Source organism: Blautia sp. AM47-4 (assembly GCF_003479865.1).
Lineage (GTDB): Bacteria > Bacillota > Clostridia > Lachnospirales > Lachnospiraceae > Fusicatenibacter > Fusicatenibacter saccharivorans.
In genome coordinates, this window is sequence record NZ_QUHY01000117.1 from 1 (window position 1) to 524 (window position 524).

Consider the following 524-nt stretch of genomic DNA (forward strand, 5'->3'; position numbering starts at 1 on the left):
TTTTTCTGGGAAGCAATCGCCCCGGTGTAGACGGGATTCATCAAAAGGTCTTTGATAACGGAGAAGTCCCACATATACCGTCCTTTTTCTGGGTCTTTCTTTTCCCATTTGGTGCGGGTATTGCGAAGCCCCCGTTCCCGGTTCCACCATGTGGGGCAGGGGATTTTTTCTTCCTCCAGCCGTCTGCGGATATAGTTCGGACCATGTCCGTTCAGGGCATATCCGAAAATCAGCCGCACAATCGGGGCGGTTTCCTCGTCAATGAGCAGATGGTTTTTGTCCTCCGGGTCTTTCCGATACCCAAACGGGGCAAGACACCCGGTAAACTGTCCTTTCTGCGCTTTCAGAAGATAAGAGGAATGGACTTTCTTGGAAATATCCTTGCTGTACATCTCGTTCAGGATATTCTTGAACGGGGCAATATCGTTGTTATCCCGCAGGGTGTCGATACCGTCATTCATGGCGATATAGCGGACACCGTTTCTTGGGAAAAAGTCCTCAATCAAATGCCCGGTTTGCAGATA

The 524-nt window shown here is 49.8% G+C and carries 1 protein-coding gene; it reads right to left on the reverse strand.

Annotation, left to right across the window (positions count from 1 at the left end):
• The coding region (locus DW965_RS18930) for a recombinase family protein (RefSeq protein WP_199681695.1) at positions 1-524 on the reverse strand (524 nt) is incomplete at both ends.